The organism is Citricoccus sp., from assembly GCF_032154715.1.
Lineage (GTDB): Bacteria > Actinomycetota > Actinomycetes > Actinomycetales > Micrococcaceae > Citricoccus.
Genome location: NZ_JALDXU010000031.1, coordinates 13292 through 31180 on the forward strand (window position 1 = coordinate 13292; position 17889 = coordinate 31180).

Genomic DNA, 17889 nt, shown 5'->3' on the forward strand with positions numbered 1-17889 from the left:
CGCACGAATTGGCTCCGTATCGCCTCTGCGGGGCCAATTCGTGGGACTCAGTTCTCTGCCGCGTAGGCTCGGCGCATGACCGAGTCCTTTGGATGGTTCGCCGACGCACCTCTGTCTGGCCAGACCTTCGCCCCGCCTCCGCCCCTCGCCGCCAGGCCGCTGTTCGCCGTGGCGTCGGCCGCGGCGTTCGGCGGGCTGAGCCTCGTCGAGCCCCGGCCCCTGGGCTCCGGGGCCCGGGCCGCGTACCGGATCACGACGGCGGCGCTCACCGGTGCGTACACCGCCGCCATCCTGCCCGCCGGGACCACGGCGGGGATGCCCGCGCGCTACATGGGCGGGCCACGCGGACAATTCGTCCCCCTCTGCTCCATCGGGCGCGGCTCGGCGGCGCTGGCTGCCGGCGGCCTGATGCTGGGCCTGGCCGACCCGCTTGAGGCCTTGGACGCCCGCATCACGGGCTGGCTCACCGAGCACGGGGTGCGCCGCCCGCGCTGGTGGATGGCCGGCGTCGGGGTCGCGGTGGTGGCGGCGGGCTGGGCCGCCGACCGGGCCGACCTGCGCAGCCTGCAGCGTTCCCATGAAGAAGCCCTGCAGGCCTTCGAGGACACGGATGAGATCGGCCCCGCCGACCCGGCCATGACGGCCGTCCTGGCCGCCCTGCTGCAGCCCGGGGTCACCGGCGTCGAGGCGTTGCGGGTCCAACTGGGCTCGGTCCAGCAGCGGGATGCGGAAGCCGGGTTCATGACGGACGCCTACCTGGCCGTGGGTGAGGACACCCCACGCATCGCACCCCGTACCCAGGTCTGGCCGGTGAAGGCACGCTTCCAGCGCGGTGAGGCCGCGTTCGAGATCGAGTTGCAGATCCACGAGGGCCGGCTGGAGTCGCTGGCAATCATGCTGGCCGATGAGCCCTCCAGCCCGGGGAGCGAGGTCGACCAGGACGAGGCCATCAATTCCCTGACGGCCTGGCCCGCAGTGGAGGAGCTCGACCTCGTCACGGAGACCGCCGACCCGCTCACCTGACCAAGCCTCCCTCACCAGCAAGTCGCACGAATTGACGGGATTTCGCCCGATTCTGCACCAATTCGTGCGACCCAGTTGAGGGAAGGGAGGGGTCAGAACCCGATCTCGGCGCGCTGCTGCGTCTCCGCGGCGTGCTTGGCCTCGGCCTTGACCAGGATTTCGGCCGCGCGGCCACGCGGAACGATGGCGACGCCGTCGTCATCCCCCAGCACCAGGTCACCCGGATGCACCACCACGGTCCCGACGGCGGCCGCCACCCCGCCCACGAACGGCCCGTTGCGATAGGGGCCGGCCGGCGTCGTACCCCGGGCGAAGACGGGGAAGCGCATCTGCTCGAGGTCCACCGCGTCCCGGACGCTGGCGTCCAGGACGAAGCCGACACAGCCCTGGGCCATGGCCCGGCCCGCGATGAGCTCGCCGATGAGCGCGCGGTGGGTGGCCGCCTGTCCGTTGACCACCAGCACGTCGCCCGGCCGCAGGGTGGGGATGGCCTCATGGATGCCCAGGTTGTCCCCACCGGCCACCGTCACGGGGACGGCGCGGCCGGCCATCTTCGCGCCGGCGGAGGGCCACACGGACTGGATGCCGGAATCGACCACGTTGAGGCGGTCCATGGCGTCACCGACGTTGGCCACCGGCAGAGCCGCGAAGCGTTCGATCAGCTCCGACTCGGACAGCTGGGCGGCGGACTCTGCAGCCTCGAAGGGGACGCTCACAGGCTGTCCACCACGTTCGGGACCAGGCGCATGAAGGCCTCGGCCTGGCGGATCTCCTTGTTACCGGTGACCTTGCGGGCGTGGTTGCCGCGGTGCTCGGCGCGCTCGGCGTAGTAGGACTGCAGGTAGACCTGAGCCTTCATCTCGGCCATCGCGGCCTTCTTCTGCTCGAAGACCGCGGTGATGTCCACGAAGACGGACGGCACGAAGCCGCACAGCTCGGGCTGGTGGGGCTCGAAGACCAGGAACTCGCTCGGCGGCGCGGTCTTGAACCCGGACTCCACCCCGGCTCCCGAGGTCATCAGGCGGGCCTTCTGGACCATCTCGTAGGCGACCGGATGGTCCGGGTTGAAGGGGTCCTTGTCCGGGTGGGTCAGCACCACGGTCGGGGCGAACTCACGCATCAGGTCGGCCAGCCGCTCGATGTCCGAGTGGTCGTTGACCAGGGGGTAGTCGCCCAGATCGAAGGCTTCGAAGGAGGCGCCCAGGTGCTGGGAGGCCTTCTCGGCCTCCTGGTGGCGGATGCGCTTCACGTTCTCCTCGGTCTGTCCCTCCTCCTGCCACAGGACTCCGGACTCGCCCCGCTCACCGTAGGTCAGGGCGACAACCTTGGCGTCACCACCCGCCTGGACGAACGTGGCGACGGCCCCGGCCGCACGCCAGACGAAGTCAGCGGAATGGGCCCCGACCACCAGGAGGCGGCCGGCGGAACGGTCGGAGGGGGAACTGCTGGTCATGGTGGGGTTCCTTTCGGGGGACAGCGCCGAGGCTGGAGGCTCACTCTGGTTCCCAGCGTAGACACCAACCCGGGAAACTGCCAACAAAATTGTTGACAATCCCACTCCCTACGGGGATAGTGACATGTGTTTCAGATCACCGCACGATGACCTCGACCGACGCCCCGTGACCAGATCCGAGAAAGGTCTCGATCCTTGCCTTCGAACCACCCCGTCGCTCCAGCTGCAGAGACACCCCGCTCCCCGGCGCCACCGGCCGGCACGGCAGCCCCCACCCCCGCCGAACAGCGCAAGGTCCTCGGCGCCAGCTTCGTGGGCACCGCCATCGAATGGTACGACTTCTTCATCTACGGCTCGGCGGCAGCCCTGATCTTCGGACCGCAGTTCTTCCCGAGCGAGGACCCCATCACCGGGACCCTCTCGGCCTTCGCCACCTTCGCGGTCGGGTTCATCGCCCGGCCGATCGGCGGGCTGCTCGCCGGCCACTTCGGCGACCAGATCGGCCGCAAGAAGATGTTGCTGATCACCATGCTGGTGATGGGCGGTGCCACCGTGGGCATCGGCCTGCTGCCGAACTTCGCGACCATCGGCGTCTGGGCGCCGATCCTGCTCGTGGTGCTGCGCTTCGTCCAGGGCCTGGGCGTGGGCGGCGAGTGGGGTGGTGCCGTCCTCATGGCGGTCGAGTACGCCCCCCGGAACCGGCGCGCCCTGTTCGGCGCTTTCCCTCAGATGGGCCTGCCGGTCGGCATCATCGTGTCCAACCTGGTCTTCATCCTCGTCACGGCCACCCTCGCCCCGGAGGCCTTCGCGGCCTGGGGCTGGCGCGTCCCGTTCCTGGTCTCCGCCCTGCTCATCATCGTGGCCCTCTACCTGCGGTTCAAGGTCGAGGACTCCCCGGTCTTCCAGCAGACGCAACAGAACGATGAGGTACACCGCTTCCCGCTCGGCGAGCTGCTGCGACACCACGGCTGGACCACCCTGTTGGCCGGCCTGGCCTCCGCCGCCTCACCGGCCATCGGCTACCTCTACTCCGTGTACATGCTCTCCTACGGCACCGAGGCGCTGGGCCTCCCCCAGCCCACCATGCTCTGGTTGATCGTCGGCGGCGCGGTGGTCCACCTGGTCACGGTGCTGCTGGGGGCCATGCTGGCGGACCGGTTCCGGCAGAAGTCCGTCTTCGTGGCCGGCGCGGTGCTCGTGGTCCTGGGGGCCTTCCCGTTCTTCTGGCTCGTGGACACCGCGCAGCCGGTGCTGATCCTGCTCGGGTTCGCCGTCCTCCTGATCGCCCAGTCGCTCATGGCCGGCCCGCAGGCGGCCCTGGTGGCCGAACTGTTCCCCGCCAACGTCCGGTACTCGGGCGCCTCCACGGCCTACCAGATCGGCTCGATCGTCGGCGGCGGGTTCGCCCCGCTGATCGCCACCAGTCTCTACGCCAGCGTCGGCGCCTCCTGGCCGATCTCGCTGTACATCCTGGCCCTCGGCGCGCTGGCGCTGGTGGCCATCCTGCCGCTGAGGACCGGCCGTTTCGATGCCTCCTGGGAGAGCTCGCGGTAGCGGATCACGACGCCGGCCGGCCGGCTTTCGCAGCGCAGGTTCCCTGCGGCGCGGTGCCTGCGGCTCCCGGGCGCGGACACAGCACCGCGCCGCAGGCCAAGGGCTGGACGGCACTGCGGTAGAGGTCCAGGTAACCGACGGGGCCGGCGTCGGGCTGGTGTTCTGCGGGCTGCCGGAACGGCGGCCGGGCCTGCAGCACCGCAGGGTCCACCAGGACGTCGATGGTGCCGGCCCGGAGGTCGATCGCGAGGGGATCTCCCTCCTGGAGCAGACCGATCGCGCCGCCGGTGGCGGCCTCCGGAGAGACCTCCCCCACCATGACCCCGGAGTTGGCCAGCCCGGAGTACTGACCGTCGGTGACGAAACCGACCCGGCCGGCCAGCCCGGCGCCCTCGAGCGCGAAGATGAGGCCGGAGACGAACCCCATGCCCGGGCCGCCTTCCAGGCCGAGGCCGCGCAGGACCACCACGTCGCCGGCCTGGACGGTGCCGGCGGCGACGGCCTCGATGCCCTCCTCCCGAGAGTGGAAGATCCTCGCCGGGCCGGTGAAGGTGTAGGGCCCCGGGTCCGGGATGGGCCGCTTGGAGACGGAACCGGTGGCGGCCAGGCTGCCCCGCAGCACCACGATCGAGGGGTCGGTGGAGTACGGATCGTCCAGGCCGCGGATGATCGTGCCGTCCGCCGGTGGCGCGGCGCCGATGCGCTCGGCGAGCGTCTCACCCGTCACGGTGATCCGCTCGGTGGGAGGCGACAGCAGGGGTGCCAGTTCCCGGAGAATCGTGGCGGTGCCGCCGGCATCCTCGAGGTCCTCGATGAGATGCGGGCCGTTGGGACGGATGGAGGCCAGCAGCGGAACCCGACGGCCCTGGGTGCGGAAGGCCTCCCAGACGTCGGTGTCCAGCCCCGCCTCGACCGCGACGGCCTGCAGGTGCTTGATGGTGTTCACGGAGGCTCCCACGGAGAGCATCACGGTGACGGCATCCTGGATGGCGCCGGCGGTGATGACGTCACGGGGGCGGATGGAGTTCCGGAGGGCGTGCACCAGGGCCGCGGCCGACCGGCGGACCGAGTCCCACATCGGCTCGCTGCCGGCGCGGACGGGCGCCGCACCGGAGACGGCCATGCCCAGCACCTCGGCGATCATGTGCATCGAGTTGGCCGTGGCCAGCCCGGCGCAGACCCCCGGGCCGCGGATGGCGGAGTCCGCCATCGCCTCCATCTGGCCCTGGTCGCCCCCGCGGATGGAGTGGTAGGAGGCCTGGAGGAACACCTCCTCGATGTCCGCCCCGCCGCCCTCTGCCAGCCCGGAGTGCTGGTAGCCGCAGGGGATGATGACCGTCGGCACATTCAGCCGTCCAGCCGCCATCAGGTGGGCCGGGGTGGTCTTGTCACAGGAGCTGAGGCAGATCATCCCGTCCAGCTGGGCCCCCTCGACCATCACCTCGATGTCGTTGGTGATCAGGTCCCGCGCCGGGAGCACGTACCGGCCGGCCTGGCCGACGCTCGTGATGAAGTCCGAGGGTGCGGAGGTGCGGATCTCCAACGGAAGCACCCCCAGGCTCCGCAACTCCTCCTTGAGCACCACCACGATCTCGTCCAGGTGGGCAAAGCACGCCGCCAGGTCGTTGGACGTGTTGACGATGGCGACCTTGGGCCGGTCCAGGTGCTCGGGGTTGATCCCGAGGGGCTTCCATTCGGCCCGCCGGGCCAGGGAGCGCATGGAGTCCACGGGGAAGTTGCTCCGCAGCGGGGGCCAGGGCGGGCTCACGGGGGTGGTGTTCATGATGGTGCCTTCCTTCAGTCGTCCGGTGGCAGGTCGGCCCCCAGGTACGCCCCGGCGTCAGCCAATCGCTGCTGGAGGCGGCCCACCTCGATGCCGGCCACCGCGGTCCCCTCGGAGAGGCTGAGGTGGGCAGCGGTCCCGGCGGCCTGTCCCATGACGAAGCAGGGGCCGGTGACGCGGGCCGAGGATTGGCCCCATTGGGTCATCGAGGCGGATCTCCCCACGGTCAGCAGGTTGTCCACCCCCTGCGGCACCAGCATGCGGTACGGCAGCTGGTTGAAGCCCCGGGATTCGAGCCCGCGGGGCGGGAACCTGAACTCCACGGTCCCCTCCACGTGGGCCTCCACGGGCCAGCCCTGGACCCCGATGGCATCCTCGAAGTCCACGCAGTCGAGGATGTCCGCCTCACTGAGCTGATAGGCGCCGATGCTGCGGTAGGTCTCGCGGATGCCGATCTGTGGTGCGATGTCCACCACGTAGGCGTCCGCGAAGCCGGGGGCGTGGTCCCGGATGAATCCGAAGACGTCCCACACCTGGCGCCGGCCCTGCAGCTCGCCGTGGGAGAGCTGCCACAGGTCCGTGCCGTCCACCGCAGAACCGTCCTCATTGGACAGCTGGGTGAGGTTGGCCCGCCATTCCAGGGGGTTGCGCTGCGGCCGGACGATCGGCTTCTTGCGCGGGAAGGTCCGCTCCCCCCGGGCCTCGGCGTCCTCCATCAACGTGGCCACGGTCCTCCAGGCCTCTCCTGCCGACCGGTGGTCCACGCCGTTGATGCGGAACATCAGTGACGGGTAGAGGAGCTCGGGGGACTTCTCAACGGGGGCGCCGGACCATCGCACGAGGTCGGCGTCCCCGGAGCCGTCGATGAAGACCTGGCCGCGGAGGGCGGCCCGGCCGGACTTCGATTCGATCAGCACCGCATCGATCCGGTCCTCGGCCGCCATCGCCACGCCGACGGCCGTGGCGTGGAACAGGATGTCCACTCCACTGCCGACGAGGAACTCGTCGGCCGCGACCTTGTAGGCCGAGATGTCGAAGGCCTGGGCCTGGATCCGGTCCTGGACGCTGAGATGGGGCTCGCTGAGCCCGTCCATCCGGTCCAGCCGGTCCAGCAGCTCGTCGGCATGGCCGCGCACGACCCGCAGGTGCTCGCCCCGGACCCGGGCGTGGAGGCCGCAGAACGTGCTCAACCCGCCCATGGTCCCGGCGCCGCCCAGGAAACCGTAGCGCTCGATGAGCACGGTCGACCGGCCCTCGCGGGCTGCTGACGCGGCCGCCATCAGGCCGGCGGGGCCACCGCCGACGACCACCACCTCGTACTCGCCGATGACCGGTGTGGCGCGGGGTTGCTCCTGGACGGTGTGGCTCATCGTGGTCCCTTTCATCGGACGAAGGCGCTGTGCCCGGTCAGGGCGCGCCCGAGGATCAGCGTGTTCATCTCGCGGGTACCCTCGAACGTGTATATCGCCTCGGCGTCCAGGAAGTAGCGCACCACGTCGTTCTCCAGGAGCAGGCCGTTGCCGCCCACGGTCTCCCGCGCCAGCGCCGCCGACTCGCGGAGGCGGTTGCCGGCCACCAGCTTGATGAGGCTCGGTGTCACGTCATCCGACACGGGATGCGTGGTGGTGCGCACGGCCAGCGCGAGGGTCTGGGCGATGTTCTCCACGATCCGCACGAGCTTGTCCTGCACCAGCTGGAAGGACGCGATGGGCCGGCCGAACTGCTCACGCCGCTGTGCGTATCCCAGGGCCGCCTCGTAGGCGGCCAGCTGCATTCCGGCGGAGCTCCAGGCGATCTCGGGGCGCAGGGTGCGGAAGGCGCGGTTGAGGTCCGCGAAGGAGGTGATGCGGGGCAACCGCAGCTCGTCCGGGACCTGGACCTCCCGCAGCGTGATGTCCGCGTTGTGGACGGTCCGTAGCGCCGCCTTGCGCTGGATCACGGACATCTCCACGCCCGGCGCCCGCGCGGGGACCAGGAAGGCCAGGACGCGAGCGCCGCCCTCCTCGCGGGCCACCACCACGGCGTGGTCCGAGATCGTGGCGTTGCCGATCCACCGCTTGGCACCGTTGAGGACCCAGCCCTCGCCCTGGCGGCGGGCGGTGGTGGACAGGCCGCCGGCGATGTCCGATCCGTGCTCGGGCTCGGTGAGGGCGAAGCAGCCGGTCATCCGGAAGTCGATGATGTCCCGGTCCCAGTCGGCCACCTGCGCGGGGCTCCCTCCCTCCAGCACGAGGGTGCGGAACATCCCGACCTGGCCGCCGTAGGTCATGGAGACGGACAGGTCGGCACGGCACAGCTCGATGCTGCGGAACCCCCGGTACAGGGCCCGGGTCCGGCCCTCACCGTCCACCAGGGCGGGGTCGTCCACGAGCCGCATCTCCGCCAGCGGTCCGCGCAGATGGGCGAGGTGGGCCGCGCGCTCCCAGTGGTCGGGGAGGGTGGGCCGGACGTGTTCCTCGAGGTAGGCCCTCAGCAGGAGCAGCTTGGCCCGCTCGGCAGCGGTCAGGTCTGTGGCGAACCCGAGCAGGTCACCGGGATAGGTCAGGTCGGTCTCGTCCTGAACGGCGGCCCCGGTCACGGTGTCCTCCCCGGAGTCTGGCGGTCGAGTGTCAGGTCCTGGCGCAGTTGGGCGAGGTTCAGTTTTCCCTGCGGGCTCCGGTCCAGGAGGGGCCGCACCATGAGGTGCCGGGGCTTCTTGTAGCCGGCCAGCCGGGAGGCGGCGTGGTCCAGGATGGCGGCGGCCGGCGTCGCGTCCCGCACCGCGACGGCGGCGGCCACGACCTCGCCGAAGCGCGCGTCCGGAAGACCCACCACCACGGCATCGAGGACCGAGGGATGGCTGAGCAGGGCCTCCTCCACCTCCTGCGGATAGACCTTCTCGCCGCCGGTGTTGACCACGGAGCTGCCCCGTCCCAGGAACTCGATGTGACGGTCCTCCAGGACGCGGACCCAGTCGCCGGGCACCACGTGCCGCCTCCCCCGGATCACCGGGAATGTCTCCGCCGTCTTCCGCTGATCACCGTGGTATCCGCGGGGCAGCGCGCCGTGCGAGGCCAGGATGCCCAGCGCGCCGACGCGGTCCTGGACCTCGTGGAGACCCTCGTCCAGCACGACGGCGGTGGGGAACAGCCTCGGACGTCCCGGCAGGTCATCGGCCCCTTCGGTCTGGGTGACGGCGAACCCCCCGCCCTCGGTGGTGGCGAGCAGGTCCACGATGGACACCCCGCCCTGCTCGTGGAAGCGGCGCTTGGTCTCGGGACTGAACCGCATCCCCGAGCTGTAGACGGAGTTGACCTGCTCAAGCCGGACGCCCAGCGCATCGGCGGCGTCCAGCACGGGGAGGGCGACGGCGTCACCGGCCACCACGAGGCGGGTGGCCCCTCTCTCTGTGGCGAGCCGGACCGCCGACTCCGCGTCCAGGCGGGGTGAATCGGTGGTGAGGACCGTCCCGCCCAGGACCAGGGTGCTGAGGGAGACGGTCAGGGCGGTCCCGTGGATGAACGGGGCCAGGGGCAGGGTGACCACGTGCGGCGTGCCCGCGTCCAACGCGGCGGCCACGGCGCCGGCGACATCGCCGGGCGGCTCCAGCCCCAGGACCGTGTAGGTGCTGAACAGTTGCGAGGCGAATAGATCAGAGGCCACCCACCGGGCCGCCTTGGGCCGTCCCGTGGTGCCACCGGTGTAGATCCAGAGTTCAGCCTCCTCGGGAGGCGAGCCCGGGAGCAGGCCGTCCCGGGCCACGGCATCCGCCCAGGGCAGGACGGTCCGGGATTCCCGAGCTGCGTCCGTGACGTCCCGGTCCGCGGGGCGACCCGGCCCGTCCTCCACCCGGATCAGGACCGGCGGGGCGGCGAGGAGGTCCAGCGCTTCGTCCACGATCTCCCCGAGCGACTCCGGTGCCACCAGGGCGGCGGCCTGCGAGTCCGCCAGCAGTTGCGCCAGGTCGGTGGAGCGGAGGCGGTAGTTGAGGGGTGCCGGGATGATCCCGGTGGCCAAGCACGCGTAGACGGCGATGAGGAACTCGGGCCGGTTGTACAGCAGGATCGCCACGCGGTCACCGGGGTGGACGCCGTGGTCCTCCAGCGCACGGGCCAGGCCGGCAGCCTCCCGGGTCAGCTGCCCGTAAGTCCAGGTCCGACCGTCCGCGCCCACCACGGCCGTCCGGTCCGGACCGGCCGCGGCGATGCCCTGCCAGACGAGGCTGTGCTGGCCGCTCACGCCTCCTCCCGGGCCGGACGTGGACCGGAGTGCTGGGCCTGGTGGTCCAGGCCCCCGTGCCAGGCGCCGTCGATGGTCTCCGGCGACCACCCGCCGTCCTGGTCCAGGGTCCGCAGCACGTCCGGGTGGGAATAGAGCGTCAGGCGGTCACCGCCGAGGCCGATGGCCTGGCCCGTCACACCGGCTGCCGCCTCCGAGGCCAGCCAGACGACCAGTGGTGCCACGTCCGCCGGGGAGCCGAGGGCATGCTCCCGCCGATAGGTGGCGGGGATGGGATGGCCCTGGAGGAACTCCTCGTAGACCTGGGCATAGGCGGGGATCGTGGCCGTCATGGGGGACAGTGCCGTGGGGATCACCGTGTTGACCGTGATGTTGTCCCGAGCCAGTTCCAGGGACCACGTCCGTGCCATGGCCACCAGACCGGCCTTCGCAGCGGCGTAGTTGGTCTGCCCGAAGCTGCCGAACTGCCCGGCGGGTGAACCGATCAGGAGGATGCGTCCGCCCCCGCCCCGCTCGCGCATCGCCACGGCGGCCGCTCGGCCGCAGGTGAAGGCGCCCCGGAGGTGGGACGAGATGACCAGGTCGAATTCCTCGTCGGACATCTTCCACAGCACCCGGTCCCTCAGCGCCCCGGCGTTGGCCACCATGACGTCCAGCCGGCCGAACTCCCCCACCGCCGTGTCCACGAGTTGCTGCGCGGTCTCGGCCGTGCCCACGGGGGCCACCACCGTGGCGGCGCGGCCGCCGGAGGACCGGATCAGCTCGGTGGTGGCGTCCGCCGTGGAACCGTCCAGGTCATTGACCACGACGGCGGCCCCCGCCTCGGCCAGGGCCAGCGCGTAGGCCTGGCCCAGGCTCCGCCCGGCACCGGTCACCACGGCGACGCGGCCATCCAGGCGGGTGGCGGCACCGGGGGTGGCGTTCATCGGTAGTACCTCAGAACGAACTCGGCCACGCAGACCGGCTTCTCACCGCCCTCGAGCTCATAGGTGACCTTCAGGACTACCTGCCATCCGCCGTCGAGCTCCGTCACCTCCAGCACCTCGGCCCGGGCCCGGACCCGTGCGCCGGCCGGCGTGGGTGCCGGGAACCGCACCTTGTTGAGGCCGTAATTGATGCCGACGCCGACCCCGGTCACCTTCCACAACTGGGACAGGTGCGGGACGACGATGCTCAGGGACAGGAGCCCGTGGGCGATCCGCGTGCCGTAGACGCTGCTGGCGGCGAAGGCCTCGTCCACGTGGATGGGGTTGTGGTCGCCCGTCAGGTCCGCGAAGACGTCGATGTCCTCCTGGCGGATCATCCGCCAGTCCGACGGGCCCAGGGTCCGGCCCTGCAGGCCGGGGAGCTCGTCCAGCGGCACGGTCACCGGGGTGGTCAAGGGAGTGTTCATACGGATTGCCTTTCTCAGGTTGCCTGAAACATAGGGGGTGGAGGAGCGACGCCTCCACCCTCCTTCCGTTCTTCGGAAGGGGCCATTCTGGGCCGTGTCCGCCGCGGTTACCGTGACTGTGATCCACCTCACCCTTGTAGGAGGTCCATCCGTGGTGCAGACCAGCCCAGCAGGCGTCAGGTCAGACGCCCCCACGCCTGAGAACAATCCACCGGAGGCGGCGCCCGCCACCTTCTCCATCAAGTCCGTGTCCAAGGTCTTCGCCACCAAGACCCAGCGCACCGAGGCGCTCCAGGACATCAACCTGGACATCTCCGAGGGCGAGACCGTCTCCCTAATCGGCCGCTCCGGCTGCGGCAAGTCCACCTTGCTGCGCATCATGGCCGGATTGCTGCCGCCCACCGAGGGCAACGTCTATGTCTCCGGAAAGCCACTCTGGAAGGGGCATACCGTGGAAAGCGGTGTGCTGGAGCAGCTCGGGGTCGTCTTCCAGGAGCCCCACCTGTTCCCGTGGTTCGACATCACGGACAACATCGCCCTGCCCCTCAAGCTCCGCGGGGTGGGCAAGGCAGAGCGCCGCCGCCGGGCCACCGAGCTGGCCGACCTCGTGGGCCTGGGCGACTTCCTCAAGTCCTACCCGCGCGAGCTCTCGGGCGGCATGCGCCAGCGGGTGGCCATCGCCCGGGCCCTGAGCAGGGACCCCGAGTTGCTGCTCATGGACGAGCCCTTCGGCGCGCTGGACGCCCTCACCCGGGAGAAGATGAACCTGGAACTCCAGCGCATCACCCAGGCCACGGAAGCCACAGTCGTCTTCGTCACGCACGACATCTCCGAGGCGGTCTTCATCGGGGACCGGGTGGTGCAGCTGACCCCCCGCCCAGGGCGCATCCAGTCCATCGTGGAGGTCGGCCTCGACCGCCCACGCCCGCTTGACGTCCAGGCCACCGAGGCCTTCGGCTCCACCGTCCGCGATCTCCGGCACGCTCTGGAAAGCGAGGAATCATGAGTTCATCACGACTGGGACGGCTCCTGCCCTGGGTCGGCGCACCCCTGCTCATCGTGGTGCTGTGCACCATCTGGGAGATCAGCGTCCGGGCCTTCGACGTCTCCACCCTGATCCTGCCCCCGCCCTCACTGATCGCCGAGCGGCTGGGCGAGCTGGTCCAGGACCCGGAGGTGTGGGGCCACGCGTGGATCACCGCCTCGGAGATCATCATGGGCTTCACGCTGGCCGTGGTCCTCGGCGTCCTCGTGGGGGTCGTCCTGGGCAAGGTGGCCTGGCTGGAGATGACGGTCCGGCCGATCATCGTCCTGCTGCAGGTGGTGCCGAAGGTCGCCTTCGTGCCGTTGTTCGTCATCTGGTTCGGCTTCGGCATGAGTTCCAAGGTCATCATCGCCGCCATGCTGGCGTTCTTCCCGATCATGCTGAACGTCCTGCTGGGCGTGAAGTCCATCGACCCCGGGCACCGGGACGTCATGACCGCCCTGAACGCGGGCAAGATGCAGCGCTTCACCAACCTCGATTTCCGCAGCGTGATGCCCTACCTGCTGGCGGGCATGGAGACCGGCATCGTGTTCGCCGTGATCGGGGCCATCGTGGGTGAGTACCTCGGCGGCAACGAGGGCCTCGGCTACATGGTGGTGCGGACCCTGAACCAGCTGGATGCCCCCGGGCTGTTCGGCGTGGTCGTCCTGCTCGCCGTCCTGGGCCTGGTGCTCTACGGTGCGGTCTTCATCCTGAAGCGCTTCCTCATCCCGTGGCATGAGTCCGTGTACTCGCAGCAGGGGAACGTGGCATGACCGCCTTCGGCGCACCGTCCGCCGCGGCGGACCGGACCACACCGGACGGCGAGGGCCAGCGTCACCCGCGCCTCGTCGTCGTGCCCTCCTCCGGTGGGCGGCCGCCGGACCTGTCGCCGAAGCCGGGACGCGGTCGGGCGGCGGGTCATCCGCGGCGGTCCGTCCTGGGCCGCCTGCACCGGCTGCTCTCGGCCTTCGACCACGAGCACCCGCACCTGACGCTGTCCGACCTCAGCCGACGGTCCGGGCTGCCGCTGACCACCACCCACCGTATGGTCGGTGAGCTGCTGTCCCTGGGGATGCTCGACCGCACGGACGAGGATCTGCTGTGCATCGGCGTGGACCTCTGGAACTTCGGCCTGCTGGCGCCCAAGACCCACGGCCTGCAGCGGGTGGCCCTGCCCTTCATGCAGGACCTCTACTCCACCACGGGATTCCCCGTCCACCTGGGCATCCCGGACGGACAGCGGATCACCACCGTTGAGAGCCTGCGGCCCCGTGGCCCCGGCAACGAGCGTCCGCGCATCGGCCAACGGGACCCCTACCATGTGGTGGCCGTGGGCATGGCCCTGCTGGCCTTCCAGGACCCGGCCACCCAGCAGCGGTACCTGTCCCGGTTGGAGGAGCGCCAGGGGACCGGGGCCGATGCGGCCGGTACCGTCCGGGCGGCCCTGGCCGAGACGCGGACCGCCGGGTACTCGGTCAACAACAACAGGACCTTCCCCCGCGTCGGCATCGGGGCACCGATCCTGGACCGCCAGGGGCGGCCGGTGGCCGCCATCTCCATCGTGGTCCCCGAGGGGACCACCAACACCCCCTACGGGCTGCTCGTCCGGAGCACGGCACGCTCCATCCAGCGCACGGCCCTGGAACAGCACATCCCCTTGCCCGCCGAGCCCGGCACCGGCCGGCCCGGCAGCACCGCAAGCGACTCCGGAGGAGCTCACTCATGACCAGGCCCACCATCCCGACCCCTCGTCCCCGCGCCGCGCAGGGGCCACCCCGATCAGGCCCGGGGCTGCTCGGCCGCGGCCTCAGCAGGCGTACCCTTTTCCGGGGCTTCGGCGCCGGGGTCCTGGCCGTGGCCGGGGCCGGCGCCCTGGCCTCCTGCGGTGCGAGCGGCGGCTCGGGCGGTGGCACGGACGGCGGCGGAGAGGCCTCGCTGGGCGAGGTGACCTACATCAGCTTCCTGCCGTTCGAGACGCTGTCCTTCGCCGCCGAGATGCTGGCCATGGCCGCCGGCCACGATGCCACCCATGGCATCGACCTCGGCTACGAGGTGGCCCGCGGCACCTCCCCCTCCCTGCAGGCGATGATCGCCGGCGCCGGCCTCGTGGCCCGCTGCAACACGGTGGACCTGGCCATGGCGCGGGCCCAGGGACAGGACGTGGTGAACATCGCCACCATCGCCCGGGGGCCCGCCCAACGCATCAACTTCTCGAAGGAGCGCCCCATCACCGCCGCGGAGGACATGGTGGGCATGACCATCGGCATCCCCTCCGAGGGCGGCAGCACGGAGAACAACCTCCGCCTGACCCTGGAGAACGCCGGCGTGGACTCCGAGCAGGTCAACCTCCAGGTGGTCACGGACAATCCCGCGTCCTGGGAGATGATCCGGCGCGGGCAGATCGACGGCTACATCTCCAGCCCGGACCAGAGCTTCCTGCTGCTGGACATGCAGGCCGGTGCCGACGCCATCGTGCTCGGAGACCTCTCCCCGGTCATCTCCGACCGCCAGTACTTCGTCACCACCGATCAGCACATCCAGGAGAAGCCGGACCAGCTCCGCGCCTTCCTGGCCTCGCTGCAGGACTCGGTGACCTTCATGGTGGACGACGCGGACCGGACCAAGACCCTCCAGGCGCTGCGGGAGGAGAACTCCTTCGCCAGCCTGGACAACGATGCCGTGGCCCGCTCCGCCCTGGACGTGCAGGTCCAGAACTTCGTCAACGACGAGGAGCCGGACCCGCTGGTCACGGATGAGGAGATCTGGCTCGCCTCCATCGAGGAACTGGTCGCGACGGGCCGCATCGAGCCGGTGGAGGCCCCGGAGTCCTGGATGACCAACGACCTCCTGAACGCCTGACGCGTCACCGCTTCACCGCCCGCAGCACGATGCCCCATCCTCGAGGATGGGGCATCGTGCTGCGAGGGCTGGTGAGGCGGGTGTCAGTGGCCGCTCGGCAGGGTCACCGATCCGACCGTGTACGGGGTGCCGGCGAGCTGCTTCTGGAGGATGGCCTCCATGACCGGAGTCGGGGACAGACAGTCGGCACAGGCCTCCGGGCCCGCCTCGATGGTGACCGTCAGCCGGGTCCCGGCCTCGGAGACTCCGTCGGGGACAGGCTCGGACTCCGGAGCCCAGAGGACCCGGTAGCCGTCGCTGGCCATCATGTTCCGGAAATCGGCCAGCGCCGCGTCGATGACCTGGGCCTCAGGTCCAGTGGTGGTAGCCATCAGGGGCTCCTCTCTCCGGGCGGTTCCGGCCGGCGTTTCTGGGTGGGGTTCGTGAGGGGTCAGCTCGTCCGGTACTCGACGGCGCTGTAGGACGAGGGCCGCAGCCGCGGGTTCAGCCCGAAGACCTCGACGACGGCGGAGACGCCGGCGTTGTTGGCCCCGGCCACCACCACCTGCACCGAATCCGGGGCGGCCAGGGCCGGTACCCGGTCCGGGGTCTGAGTGCCCTGAGCGGTGTCCGCGATCGCGTCCGGGTGGCCGGCCGCCAGCCTCCACCGTGCATGGTGGGAGATGGCGTCCTTGCCCACGCGGCTCAGATCCTCCCGGGTCCGGTAGGCGTGCTCGAAGATGAACCGTCGCAACCGGTCCTTGTCCCAGCCGGCCCCCGCGAACACCTGGGCGTGTTCCGGGCTCAGCACCAGCAGCGCGTTGGTGTACTCGTGGATGAAGGCACCGGTGCGGGTGATCGAATCCGTGAAGTCCAGGGCCAGTTGCTCGGCCTCCTGGGTGTGGCGGGCCTCGATGTGCATGACCGAGCGGATCACGAACGAGGTGACCACATCGTCGTCCTCGGCGAAGCCGTACTCCGTGTGCAGGGACGGCCAGGGGCTCTGCTCCTGGTTCTCCGCGATGACGGCGGTGTACTTCGCGGGGGTCGCCTGGGTGGCCTGGTCCAGCTGGTGCGGCCGGAGCCCGAAGACGTTGATCAGGGCCAATCTGATGGCCCGCCCGATCGTGGCGTTGGCCCGGTGACCCGAGCCGAAGATGTTGCCGCGGGAGTTGATGTCCAGCCGCTCCCGGACGGGACCGTTCACCACGGTGAAGGGCGCCGTGCCGGTGGTCGACTGCCAGATCCCCTTGCGCGGGTTGGGCTCCTGGGCGATGCCCTTCCAGGCCGCCACCACCACGGGGAAGTACTCGGGGCGGCACCCGGCCAGCGCCGCGTTGATGGCCGCGTAGCGGACCGTCAGCTCCCGGTTCAGGTGCGGGGTGGCGAACAGCACCTCGTCCGCGTCCAGCGGCGAGGTGGCCAGGAACTCGTCGACGATCGACTCACTCACGGGCACCACGGGCAGCCCGTCCGTCCAGCCGTTCTCCTGATACCGCTCCAGCACGTCCCGGATGCCGCGGGCATCAGCCTCCAGTGCCAGCTCGCTCCGGGTGTCCACCGCGGGGCCGTTCACGCGATCACCTCCGCGCCGAGGATGCGCTCCACGCCGGCCATGAGTTCGTCCGCGCGGCCCTTCAGCTCCTCCGCGGACAGGCTCGCGATGGGGTGGGTTGCGGCCAGGAAGTCATACCCCGGGAAGCCCTGGAGCGACGCCATGGCCTGGCCGGACATCAGGAAGGAGTCGCTGACGATGCTGACGGCCGGCAGTCCGTGCCGCTCGAAGAGGATGCCGTCCAGCACCGTGGCCGCACTGCAGGAGCCGCAGTCTCCGACGGCGGTCACCACCAGGTCGCACTCGCGGACGATCTCGTCCCGCAGCTCGTCCTTCACCGGCGTGCCGAAGTAGTCCTTGGTGTACATCGTCACCGATCCGATGCCGTGGCGCCGGCGCAGCTCGTCACCGAGGGCCTCCAGCAGGGTCGTGGCATTGGGTTTGGTGTTGTCCAGCAGGCCGACCCGCAGCCCGGCCAGCGTGCCGGGCCGGGGCGAGAGGGTCATGTCGCTGGCGCGCTCGGAAGCGCCCGTGGGATCGATCAACACTTCCATGGTGGTCATGTCCGGTTCTCCGTTTCATACTCGGGATGCTCCACACACAACCAGCACCCGCCCGCCCGCTCAACGAGAGCTTCCGGTGACTGGAAGGGCGGACCGGTGTTCCGCGCAGCGGAAGGGCAACCCGGTGGCGATCGGACTGGTGGCCACAATTGTCCTGACACGGCTCACCGGAGCCTCAGCACCCACCACCCCACCGGAGGAACCATGACCACCCAGCCCCTCGACGACCTGCGGCAGACCCTGGCCGCGGACGGCTACATCCTGACCATCGACGACTCCGGCGACCGGCTCGAGGCCCGCATCCGCGCCGAGGATGGAGTCTGCGGGGACTGCCTGGTGCCGAAGAACCTGATGGCCGCCATGATCTCCAACGCCACCGGCACGGCCGCGGACTCGATCGACATCACCTACCCCACGGAGATCGGCGACGACGGCCAACTGGTCTGATCCTGGGCTGAACACAGGGCCGGGGGGGGGGGGGG

At 70.4% G+C, this 17889-nt stretch carries 18 protein-coding genes; 7 read left to right on the forward strand and 11 right to left on the reverse strand.

The features are described from left to right. Nucleotides 1–75 precede the first annotated feature (75 nt). Nucleotides 76–1023 (forward strand): hypothetical protein, encoded by a 948-nt coding sequence (locus tag RUH65_RS07295; RefSeq protein WP_313816667.1) that lies wholly within the window; start codon nt 76–78, stop codon nt 1021–1023. Nucleotides 1024–1115: 92 nt separating this feature from the next. Here the strand turns inward: RUH65_RS07295 and RUH65_RS07300 are convergent, their stop codons facing one another. Together RUH65_RS07300 and RUH65_RS07305 are read right to left on the reverse strand one after the other, a co-directional pair. After that, nucleotides 1116–1739 (reverse strand): methyltransferase, encoded by a 624-nt coding sequence (locus RUH65_RS07300; protein ID WP_313816668.1) that lies wholly within the window; start codon nt 1737–1739, stop codon nt 1116–1118. Further along, on the reverse strand, nt 1736–2476 hold the full coding sequence (locus tag RUH65_RS07305; RefSeq protein WP_313816669.1) for a PIG-L deacetylase family protein: 741 nt from the start codon (nt 2474–2476) through the stop codon (nt 1736–1738). Before RUH65_RS07305 ends, RUH65_RS07300 begins: the two co-directional genes overlap by 4 nt. Before the next feature lie 195 nt (nt 2477–2671). On the opposite strand from RUH65_RS07305, the gene RUH65_RS07310 reads away from it, so the two are divergent. Next, a complete protein-coding gene (locus RUH65_RS07310) occupies nt 2672–4030 on the forward strand; it encodes an MFS transporter (RefSeq protein ID WP_313816670.1) in 1359 nt (452 codons plus the stop codon). Nucleotides 4031–4034: 4 nt separating this feature from the next. Here RUH65_RS07310 and RUH65_RS07315 read toward each other — a convergent pair whose 3' ends face one another. The 6 genes from RUH65_RS07315 to RUH65_RS07340 are packed head-to-tail and all read right to left on the reverse strand — an operon-like array spanning nt 4035 to nt 11424. Further along, nucleotides 4035–5813: a dihydroxy-acid dehydratase gene (locus RUH65_RS07315; protein ID WP_313816671.1), complete on the reverse strand. Its 1779-nt coding sequence runs from the start codon at nt 5811–5813 to the stop codon at nt 4035–4037. A gap of 14 nt (nt 5814–5827) precedes the next feature. After that, a complete protein-coding gene (locus RUH65_RS07320) occupies nt 5828–7183 on the reverse strand; it encodes an FAD-dependent oxidoreductase (RefSeq protein ID WP_313816672.1) in 1356 nt (451 codons plus the stop codon). 11 nt (nt 7184–7194) lie between these two features. Next, on the reverse strand, nt 7195–8391 hold the full coding sequence (locus RUH65_RS07325; RefSeq protein WP_313816673.1) for an acyl-CoA dehydrogenase family protein: 1197 nt from the start codon (nt 8389–8391) through the stop codon (nt 7195–7197). Continuing rightward, entirely contained in the window at nt 8388–10031 is a 1644-nt protein-coding gene (locus tag RUH65_RS07330; RefSeq protein ID WP_313816674.1) for an AMP-binding protein, read from the reverse strand. The genes RUH65_RS07325 and RUH65_RS07330 overlap by 4 nt, the downstream gene beginning before the upstream one ends. After that, nucleotides 10028–10957 carry an SDR family oxidoreductase gene (locus RUH65_RS07335; protein WP_313816675.1) on the reverse strand — a complete coding sequence of 310 codons (930 nt, stop codon included), beginning with the start codon at nt 10955–10957 and terminating at the stop codon, nt 10028–10030. Before RUH65_RS07335 ends, RUH65_RS07330 begins: the two co-directional genes overlap by 4 nt. Further along, nucleotides 10954–11424: a MaoC family dehydratase gene (locus RUH65_RS07340; protein ID WP_313816676.1), complete on the reverse strand. Its 471-nt coding sequence runs from the start codon at nt 11422–11424 to the stop codon at nt 10954–10956. The genes RUH65_RS07335 and RUH65_RS07340 overlap by 4 nt, the downstream gene beginning before the upstream one ends. 151 nt (nt 11425–11575) lie before the next feature. On the opposite strand from RUH65_RS07340, the gene RUH65_RS07345 reads away from it, so the two are divergent. Genes RUH65_RS07345 through RUH65_RS07360 form a run of 4 tightly spaced genes read left to right on the forward strand, consistent with a single transcriptional unit; the run spans nt 11576 to nt 15310 of the window. Further along, complete coding sequence (locus RUH65_RS07345; RefSeq protein WP_313816677.1) at nt 11576–12430, forward strand: ABC transporter ATP-binding protein; 855 nt, start codon at nt 11576–11578, stop codon at nt 12428–12430. Then, nucleotides 12427–13224 (forward strand): ABC transporter permease, encoded by a 798-nt coding sequence (locus tag RUH65_RS07350; RefSeq protein WP_313816678.1) that lies wholly within the window; start codon nt 12427–12429, stop codon nt 13222–13224. Before RUH65_RS07345 ends, RUH65_RS07350 begins: the two co-directional genes overlap by 4 nt. After that, complete coding sequence (locus tag RUH65_RS07355) at nt 13221–14177, forward strand: IclR family transcriptional regulator (RefSeq protein WP_313816679.1); 957 nt, start codon at nt 13221–13223, stop codon at nt 14175–14177. Before RUH65_RS07350 ends, RUH65_RS07355 begins: the two co-directional genes overlap by 4 nt. Continuing rightward, a complete protein-coding gene (locus tag RUH65_RS07360; RefSeq protein ID WP_313816680.1) occupies nt 14174–15310 on the forward strand; it encodes an ABC transporter substrate-binding protein in 1137 nt (378 codons plus the stop codon). The genes RUH65_RS07355 and RUH65_RS07360 overlap by 4 nt, the downstream gene beginning before the upstream one ends. Nucleotides 15311–15393: 83 nt before the next feature. Here the strand turns inward: RUH65_RS07360 and RUH65_RS07365 are convergent, their stop codons facing one another. From RUH65_RS07365 to RUH65_RS07375, 3 genes are read right to left on the reverse strand one after another with little or no spacing between them, the layout of a single operon-like run. Beyond that, nucleotides 15394–15681 (reverse strand): hypothetical protein, encoded by a 288-nt coding sequence (locus RUH65_RS07365; protein ID WP_313816681.1) that lies wholly within the window; start codon nt 15679–15681, stop codon nt 15394–15396. 59 nt (nt 15682–15740) lie between these two features. Continuing rightward, the gene (locus RUH65_RS07370) at nt 15741–16865 is read right to left on the reverse strand and encodes a hypothetical protein (protein WP_313816682.1); all 1125 of its coding nucleotides are present in this window, start codon (nt 16863–16865) and stop codon (nt 15741–15743) included. Continuing rightward, nucleotides 16862–17407: a UGSC family (seleno)protein gene (locus RUH65_RS07375; RefSeq protein ID WP_313816683.1), complete on the reverse strand. Its 546-nt coding sequence runs from the start codon at nt 17405–17407 to the stop codon at nt 16862–16864. Before RUH65_RS07375 ends, RUH65_RS07370 begins: the two co-directional genes overlap by 4 nt. Before the next feature lie 204 nt (nt 17408–17611). Here RUH65_RS07375 and RUH65_RS07380 point away from each other — a divergent pair, with 204 nt between their 5' ends. Continuing rightward, entirely contained in the window at nt 17612–17854 is a 243-nt protein-coding gene (locus tag RUH65_RS07380; protein ID WP_313816684.1) for a hypothetical protein, read from the forward strand. The last annotated feature ends 35 nt before the right edge of the window (nt 17855–17889 follow it).